Origin of the sequence: Stenotrophomonas sp. YIM B13575 (assembly GCF_042787595.1) — a bacterium.
GTDB classification, from domain to species: domain Bacteria; phylum Pseudomonadota; class Gammaproteobacteria; order Xanthomonadales; family Xanthomonadaceae; genus Stenotrophomonas; species Stenotrophomonas lactitubi_B.
Map to the genome: position 1 here is coordinate 1 of NZ_JBHZOP010000065.1, position 7,970 is coordinate 7,970.

Consider the following 7,970-nt stretch of genomic DNA (forward strand, 5'->3'; position numbering starts at 1 on the left):
CGGCCGCTTGCCGGCACACGCGCGAGGTCAAGAGCGTTGCCGGCCAGCGGCCGGCACTACCGGGGCGTCAAGCCTGGGTGACGGCGGCCGCTTCCTCGGTCACGGCTGGCGCGTCCGTAGGCAGCTCCGGTTCCGCGGCCGTTTCCGGCAGCACACCGTGGTCGGGGAACAGGCGCGGCAGTTCGGCGACGAAGCGGACCATGCAGGCTTCGGCGAATTCACGCGATGCGGCTTTCGCCTTGGCGTAGTTGTCGGCCTGCCATTCCTGCAGCGGGGCAACCCGCGCTTCGTCCTGGCAGTGCACGCCCTGGCCGCCACTGGCGCTGCGGAACAGCTTGCGCACCAGCGGGAAGCCGATGGTTACATCGTGGCGCAGCTCGTAGGGTGTCTCTGCGTCGCTGAGCTTCTGGTACACCAGCGACCACTGACCGGCGCTGGCCTCCACGGTACGCTCGTCGCTGGGAATGGCGCCGGGATGCGCTGCGAAATAGAGCGCCAGCTGCTCACGGATCATGCCCGGCAACGCGCCGTAGGCCGGGCTGGGCACGGATTGAATGTCGTCGCCACGCACGTTGTTCTTGCTGAAGCTGTTGCTGGTGCCGATGTCACCCACGCCAGTGACGAACGCCAGAGCGGACAGCCCGACCTTGGCCGCGGTGACGGCAGCAGTGTCGGCGCGCATTACCAGGCGCAGGACAGGGTCGCCCACGCGATTGCCGTTGGGCCCAAGCCCCAGGCCGGAGGTGACCTTCACCCGTTGCAGGCTGCTGAGATCGGTGGCGGGCGCCGGAGCCGCTGCAACATTCCCGGCGGCGGGGGCGGCCACGGTTGCCGCTGCTTCATCAACGGATACAGCAGCCGTGGACGCAGCGTCCGATGCCTCTGGCGCCGGTGCGGCATTCGCCGCCGGATCGGGCGTTGGCTCGGTCGCGGCTACGGCGGCGGCGACAGGTGTGGGTGCGGGCGCTTCGTCGATGGCGTGGGCCGACGGAGCCAGCAGCAGGCAGGCCGCGATCGCGGCGGTGAGGCAGGTTGGGCGTAATGCCACGGTGGTACTCCTTGGGGAAAAATGATGGAGGCGCGCGCTGCGACTCACTGCGCCACGAATTCCTTGATCGGGAACGCCTTGCAGTGGCTCACCGCAGTGGCGATGTCGAGCGGAGCATCGGCGGCGGCATTGCGGCGCTGGTTCACTGACGCCGCTTCCTCCCACAGGCTGGGCAACACCTGCGGTGCATCCAGCACGCGTTGGCGAACGGCATCGTGCAGGACGCTGCTGTAGTCCGTGGCCGGTACCACCACGCACAGGCGCGTGCCGGGATTGCCGCTGGCCTGCTGCAGCATCTGCTGCAGTGCCTCGCTGCTGCTCGCATCGTCGCTCAGCTGCCGCGGTGCGCTGCCTTGGTTGGCATCCTGGATCTGTAGCTGGCCGGGGTTGAACAGCAGCACCTGCATGTCCTGGCGCGGCTCGATGCGGACCGGCGCGCGGGTGCCCTCACAGATGGTCGGGGTCGCCCGTGCCTGCTGCGGGGTCATGCTGCCGTCGGCATGCACCTGGCGGATATGCAGCCGACAGATCTTGTCGGCCACTTCAAATTCCACCTCGTAATCCTGGCCGGGTCTGGCCACGAACTGGCCCGACAGCTTGCCGTCGCAGTACAGGCGACTGCTTGCGTCGAAGCGTGCCTCGAAGATCAGCGGCTTGCCACCGGGTACTTCGTATTCCTGGTAGCTGAGCATGGAGAACCGCTCGTTCTCCTTGCTGCGCAGGGTTTCCGTGACGGGGATGCCGAGCACGCCCTTGTCGCCGGCGTTGTTGTACTTGACGTCGATCCTGTCGCGGTAGTCTTCGCGGCAGGCGGCATCGGTGTACAGGGTGGTGGTCCGCCCCAGGGCGGCGTAGACGCGCACGCGTGCCGGTGGCACGACGCCGTCAGCGAAGGCGCTGACATCTTCAGCGGCCAACGGGCGCGGGTACATCGCGGGGATTCTCTTGACCAGCTTCTCGATGCATTTCATCGTGATCATCTGCGCGGCCGCCTTGAGCCGCGCGTAATCATTGGCTTGCCATGCGTCCAGAGTCGCCCGGTTGTCGCTGTCATTGCAGCTGATGATTTCCGCCAGCGTGCCATCGGCACGGCGCTGCTGGATGGTGCTGGAGTGATTGAGGCGGTAGAGGGGATCCTTCCGCGTATTGCCCTGGTGCACCAGGGCCCATCTGTCCGCACTGAAGCGCAGGGTGCTGGCTTGGTTGGGCACAGCATCGGGAACGTGCCTGAAGTAGCCGTCCACCAGTGCCTTGGCCACCGACGGCATGAGGGTGATGGCAGGGCTGGCCTGGCTCTCGACGATGCTGCCGGGCAGGGTGTTGCGCCGGAAGTAGTCCGGCTCATTGCCGCTGAAGAGCAGTGCCAGTCCCTTCGGGGTGAGCGCCTCGCTGTCATCGGGGGTAACGATGCGCAGTGCTACATCCGGTGCGTGGACACGCTGCGATCCGGTATCCGGACCGCTCTGGATCTGGACCCGCTCGGTCCACGGTGCAACACCGTCCGTGACGGCGGCAGCGGCAGGGGTGGCCTGCGGCGATGGCGGCAGCCCGTCAGCGGCAGCCGTCAGTGGGACCAGCAGGGCGGTCGCCAGCAGGGATGATTGAATGCGGAAGGTACGCTGGGCCATCGTCAAGCTCCTTGAAAAGCAAAACAGCCACGCCGACCCTTCCGGGGCCGGCGTCTGGAAGACAGGGTGAGGCGGTGCAATGCGGTGGACGGTCAGCCGCGGGCCAGCGCCAGCAATCGTTCCGTAATGCGCTCCAACGGCACCTGTTCCTCGGCCGCGCCGAGCTTGAACGCGGCACCGGGCATGCCCCAGACCACGCTGGTGGCCTCGTCCTGCACCAGCGTCGGCGCACCGGCCTGGCGCATTTCCAGCAGGCCGCGTGCGCCGTCATCGCCCATGCCGGTGAGGATGGCGCCGATGGCATTGCCGCCGGCGGCCTGCGCCACCGAGCGGAACAGCACGTCGACGGCCGGCTTGTGCCGGTTCACCGCCGGGCCGTCGTCGACCCGGCAGCGCCAGCGCGCACCGTCGCGGATGATCCGCAGGTGCTTGCCGCCGGGTGGCAGGTACGCGTGGCCGGGCAGCACCGCTTCACCATCGCTGGCTTCGCGTACCGCCATCGCCGAATGGCGGTCCAGGCGCTCGGCGAAGGCGGTGCTGAAACTGGCGGGCAGGTGCTGGGTCATCACCACTGCGGGACCGTCGGCGGGCATGCCTTCCAGCACCACGCGTAGTGCTTCGGTGCCGCCGGCCGAGGAGCCGATGGCGATCAGGCGGTCAGTGGTACGGAACTGCGTTGCTGCCGGACGCACGGCAGGGGCGGCGTCCAACGTGAGTTTCGGTGTGGCCACGCGCACCAGCGGGCGCACCCGTGAGCGCGCAGCCATCTTCACCTTGGCGATGATTTCATCGGCATAGGCCTGCAGGCCACGGGCTACATCAAGCTTGGGCTTGGAAACGAAGTCCACCGCGCCCAGACCCAGCGCCTGCAGGGTGGTATCGGCACCGCGCTCGGTCAGCGACGAGATCATCACCACCGGCAACGGGTGCAGGCGCATCAGGTTTTCCAGGAACGCCAGGCCATCCATGCGTGGCATTTCCACGTCCAGGGTGATCACGTCTGGGGCCAGGCGCTTGATCTTCTCGCGGGCCAGCAGCGGGTCGGCAGCGGTGCCGACCACGTCGATGGCCGGATCGCTGGACAGGATTTCGGTGAGCATCTGTCGCACGACGGCGGAATCGTCGACGATCAGGACCCGGCAGGGGGCGTTGCCGGTCAGGGTCATTCGAACAGCTCCACGCCACCGGTGACCGGGGCCTTCGACAGGCGTGCGCGCACGGCCGATTCGGTCGCGGCCACTTCGGCTTCGTGGGCGTGCGGCAGGCGCTGCACGACGACGCGGCCGGTATCGGCGAAGAACCAGATCTTGCGCGGGTGGATGCCGCACAGGTCCTCGGCGAGGATCGGGATATGCTCGGCCTGCAGGTACTGGCGCACGAACTCGGCGTTGCGCGTGCCTACCGGATTGCTGGTGAAGCCCTTCAGCACGTTGGCACCACCGAATACCTTCGCCTCGATGCGCTTGCGATGTGCGCCACGCTTGAGCATGTCGTTGATCAGCAGTTCCATCGCGTAGCTGCCATAGCGTGCGGGCGCGCCGTCGCCGGCGTTGCCCTCGGGCAGCAGGAAGTGGTTCATGCCGCCGATCTTCAGTACCGGGTCGCGCAGGCACGCCGCGACGCACGAACCCAGCGTCGTGGTCAGCGCGGTGGTGTCATCCACCACCAGGTACTGGGTCGGCAGCAGCTTGGCGGCGATGGTCTTGAAGCGTGCGTCCTGGTAGCGCATCACATCGTCGGTGCGCAGCGATGCATTCATGCGCTGGCTCCCTGCGCGCGCCGGTACAGGGTACGGCCGCAGGGCTGGATCAGATCGGCGGCGTGCAGGTAGTTCTCCGAGTGGCCGGTGTAGAGCAGGCCGTCGTCGGCCAGGTGATTGACCAGGCGGCCAAGAATCGCGCGCTGGGTCGGCTTGTCGAAGTAGATCATCACGTTGCGGCAGAACAGCGCATCGAACGGGCCGCCGACGTCGTAGCGCGGCGCCAGCAGGTTCAACGGGCGGAACTCGATCAGCTCGCGCAGCGCCGGCAACACGCGGCACTGGCCTTCGTTGGGGCCGCTGCCGCGCTGGAAGTAGCGGCGGCGCAGGTCCGGATCGAGGCCGGCGACACGGTCGATGTTGTAGACACCGCGCCCGGCGGTGGCCAGCACCTGGGTATCGACGTCGGTGGCGACAATGCGCACCGGCGGCTTCAGGGTGCCGAACGCTTCGCAGGCGGTGATCGCCATCGAGTAGGGCTCTTCACCGGTGGAGGCGGCGCACGACCACAGCAGCAGCGGGCCGCGCCCGTTGCGCTGCTGCAGTTCCTCGCGCAGCTTGTCGAAATGGTGCGGCTCGCGGAAGAACGCGGTGAGATTGGTGGTCAGCGCATTGGTGAATGCCTGCCACTCGTCACCATCGCCCTGTTCCAGGTGGTCCAGGTACTGCTGGAAGCTGCGCATGCCCAGCGTGCGCAGGCGGCGCGACAGGCGTCCGTACACCATGTCGCGCTTGGCCGGGGCGAGGGCAATGCCCACGCGCTGGTAGATCAGGTCGCAGACGCGGCGGAAATCACGGTCGGCGAACTCGAATTCGCGCGTACCGCTGACGATGGGGGTAGGGCTCTGCACGGGTGACGTGTCCATCGGCGGGGCGGCGGCCGCAGCCGCCGCGAGGATCAGAATTCCTGCCAGTCGCCGTCGTTGGAAACGACGGTGCTGGAGTGGGTACGGCGGATCGGTGCGGGCGTCGACAGCGGCCGCGACGGTGCAGCACTGGCGGCCTTCGGTGCGACCTTCGCGGTCACCGCCTTCACTGCGACGGCGACCTGGTTGTCGAGGCGGAAGATCGCCACGGCGTCGGCCAGCTGCGCGGCCTGCTCTTCCATCGCACGTGCGGCGGCGGTGGCTTCTTCCACCAGCGCGGCGTTCTGCTGGGTGGTTTCATCCATCTGCACCACGGTCTGGTTGACCTGTTCGATGCCGGCCGACTGTTCCTGCGAGGCGGCGGAGATCTCGGCCATGATGTCGGTCACGCGCTGCACCGAGGCGACGATCTCGCCCATGGTGCTGCCGGCCTGGTGGACCAGGCTGGAGCCTTCGGCAACCTTGCCGACCGAATCATCGATCAGGCCCTTGATCTCCTTGGCGGCGGCGGCCGAGCGCTGGGCGAGGGTACGCACCTCGCTGGCGACCACGGCGAAGCCACGGCCCTGTTCGCCGGCACGGGCCGCTTCGACTGCGGCATTCAGCGCCAGGATGTTGGTCTGGAAGGCGATGCCGTCGATGACCGAGATGATCTCGGCGATCTTCTTCGAGGACGCCTCGATGGCCGACATGGTGGTGACCACCTGACCCACCACGCTGCCGCCCTGCGAGGCCACGCCATGCGCACCGATGGCGAGCTGGTTGGCCTGGCGTGCGTGCTCGGCGTTCTGCCGCACGGTGGAGGTCAGTTCCTCCATCGAAGCGGCGGTTTCTTCCAGGTTGGCCGCCTGCTGTTCGGTGCGGCGCGACAGGTCACTGTTGCCCGAGGCGATCTCGCCGGCCGACAGGGTGATGCTGGAGGCGCTGAGCTGGATCTGGCCAACGATCTGGGTCAGCTGACTGACCGTGGCGTTGGCATCGTCACGCATGCGCGCGAACACGCCCTGGTAGTCACCATGCATGCGTGCGGTCAGGTCGCCGTCGGCGATGGATGACAGCAGCTGCGAGAGCTTGCCGAGGTTGTCATCACTGACCGCCATCATGGCGTTGAGGTTTTCCAGCATGGTGCGGAAATCGTGATCGAAGCGCTGTGCGTCGCCGCGCTGGCTGAAGTCGCCGGCGGCTGCGGCACTGGCCAGCTGCTTGATCTCGGCATTGATGCGGCCGAGGTTGGCCTTGACCGTGTCGACGGTGGTGGTCATCGCCGCCTTTTCGCCCGGGTAGCGGGCGATGTCGCCGCTGAGGTCGCCGACGGCGTACTGCTGCACGACGTTCAGTACATCGTGCAGGGTCTGCACGTGGCTGCCGACCAGGACGTTGGTTTCCTGCACCATCAGCCCGTATTCGCCGGGGAAGGCGCTGGCGTCGATACGGTAGCTGAGCTCACCTTCATCGTGACGGCGCGCCATCTCGCGCTGGCCACTGATGACTGCGTGCAGCTGCTGCTGCATGCGTGACATCGCTTCGAGCAGGCGACCGGGTTCGTCATGCGGCTGCGGGCCGATGTGGCTGTCCAGCTTGCCGCCAGCGATGCCCTCTGCGACGGCGGTGGCCTGCTTCAATGGGCGCGCGATGCGGTTGCCGATGACCCAGCTCAGGGCCAGCACGATCAGCACCAGCACGCCGCCGGCCAGGGTCATGATGGCGGTGAAGACCAGTGCCTGCTGCTGCACGTCATCCATGTAGACGCCGCTGCTGACCACCCAGTTCCAGGGCTTGAACAGGCCGGCATAGGCGACCTTTTCGACCTCGCCCTTTTCGCCGGGCTTGGCCCAGCGATAGGCGACGAAGCCGCCGCCGGCCTTGGCCGCTTCGATCTGGTCGTAGTAGATGCGGATGCCATCGCCGGTACGGAAATCCTTCATGTCCTTGCCCACCAGATCCTTGCGGAACGGGTGCATGAGCACGTGATAGCCGGTGTCGTAGATGTTGTAGTAATAGGTATCGTTGTGCGCGCGCATGACTTCCAGCGCCTGCAGCGCGGCGGCCTTGGCGGCTTCTTCGCTGAGTTCACCGGTTCCGGCCAGGCGGTGGTAGTGGTCGAGGATGCCGTAGCTCAGTTCGACCTGGGTCTTCAGCGAAGACTTGCGGGTATCGGTGAGGTCCAGGTACTGCATGCGGGCAGCGATCACCGACAGCGCGATCACGCCCAGCGCGATCAGCAGCGTGAGCAGGTTGAGCTTGCGTCGGACGGAGAGATTGCTGAAGTAGTGTTGCCAGCGATGCAGGAGATTCATCGAGCAGTACCCGGGTCGTGGTGGGTGGAGGCGCCGGTGCTGGTCGGGAGCAGCGGTGACATGACCGTTATCGGCCGCGGGGGCGGGGGATTGAGGCGGGCTGTTCGAACGTATTCAGGTTTCCTTGCAGCGGCGGCTGCGGCGCTGCCTGCGGCAGGCTTTTGAGGCAACAGCAACAGCAACAGCAACAGCAACAGCAACGGCAACGGCGGGTCATGGCGATGGGTTGCTATGGGTTAGCCGGGTCGGGGTGGGCAGGCAGGACACGCCGTGAACCCATCCATGAAGTGACCCCCGGGAGTTGGACGCCAGATCCAACCCCGAGGGATACATGAACAGGTACGAAGCTCGATTCAAACTGCAGGTCGCCAA

At 66.8% G+C, this 7,970-nt stretch carries 6 protein-coding genes; all 6 read right to left on the reverse strand.

Going from position 1 to position 7,970, the window contains the following annotated elements; all coding sequences use genetic code 11:
- Positions 1-67: 67 nt before the first annotated feature.
- The 6 genes from ACFX4F_RS12270 to ACFX4F_RS12295 all read right to left on the reverse strand — a co-directional run bounded on the left by ACFX4F_RS12270 (position 68) and on the right by ACFX4F_RS12295 (position 7,598).
- The gene (locus ACFX4F_RS12270) at positions 68-1,048 is read right to left on the reverse strand and encodes a hypothetical protein (RefSeq protein ID WP_380655630.1); all 981 of its coding nucleotides are present in this window, start codon (positions 1,046-1,048) and stop codon (positions 68-70) included.
- A gap of 44 nt (positions 1,049-1,092) precedes the next feature.
- Positions 1,093-2,676 carry a hypothetical protein gene (locus ACFX4F_RS12275; protein ID WP_380655632.1) on the reverse strand — a complete coding sequence of 528 codons (1,584 nt, stop codon included), beginning with the start codon at positions 2,674-2,676 and terminating at the stop codon, positions 1,093-1,095.
- A gap of 92 nt (positions 2,677-2,768) precedes the next feature.
- Positions 2,769-3,842 carry a chemotaxis response regulator protein-glutamate methylesterase gene (locus ACFX4F_RS12280; RefSeq protein ID WP_340569970.1) on the reverse strand — a complete coding sequence of 358 codons (1,074 nt, stop codon included), beginning with the start codon at positions 3,840-3,842 and terminating at the stop codon, positions 2,769-2,771.
- The gene (gene cheD / locus ACFX4F_RS12285) at positions 3,839-4,435 is read right to left on the reverse strand and encodes a chemoreceptor glutamine deamidase CheD (RefSeq protein ID WP_025878962.1); all 597 of its coding nucleotides are present in this window, start codon (positions 4,433-4,435) and stop codon (positions 3,839-3,841) included. Before cheD ends, ACFX4F_RS12280 begins: the two co-directional genes overlap by 4 nt.
- Positions 4,432-5,301 carry a CheR family methyltransferase gene (locus ACFX4F_RS12290; RefSeq protein WP_099818374.1) on the reverse strand — a complete coding sequence of 290 codons (870 nt, stop codon included), beginning with the start codon at positions 5,299-5,301 and terminating at the stop codon, positions 4,432-4,434. Before ACFX4F_RS12290 ends, cheD begins: the two co-directional genes overlap by 4 nt.
- A gap of 32 nt (positions 5,302-5,333) precedes the next feature.
- Positions 5,334-7,598 carry a methyl-accepting chemotaxis protein gene (locus ACFX4F_RS12295; RefSeq protein WP_380655636.1) on the reverse strand — a complete coding sequence of 755 codons (2,265 nt, stop codon included), beginning with the start codon at positions 7,596-7,598 and terminating at the stop codon, positions 5,334-5,336.
- Positions 7,599-7,970 lie beyond the last annotated feature (372 nt).

Excerpts from the sequence above, each read along its gene's own strand:
- ACFX4F_RS12275 (WP_380655632.1), bottom strand. The coding sequence starts at position 2,676 with ATGGCCCAGCGTACCTTCCGCATTCAATCATCCCTGCTGGCGACCGCC.
- ACFX4F_RS12295 (WP_380655636.1), bottom strand. The coding sequence starts at position 7,598 with ATGAATCTCCTGCATCGCTGGCAACACTACTTCAGCAATCTCTCCGTC.
- ACFX4F_RS12280 (WP_340569970.1), bottom strand. The coding sequence starts at position 3,842 with ATGACCCTGACCGGCAACGCCCCCTGCCGGGTCCTGATCGTCGACGAT.
- cheD (WP_025878962.1), bottom strand. The coding sequence starts at position 4,435 with ATGAATGCATCGCTGCGCACCGACGATGTGATGCGCTACCAGGACGCA.
- ACFX4F_RS12290 (WP_099818374.1), bottom strand. The coding sequence starts at position 5,301 with ATGGACACGTCACCCGTGCAGAGCCCTACCCCCATCGTCAGCGGTACG.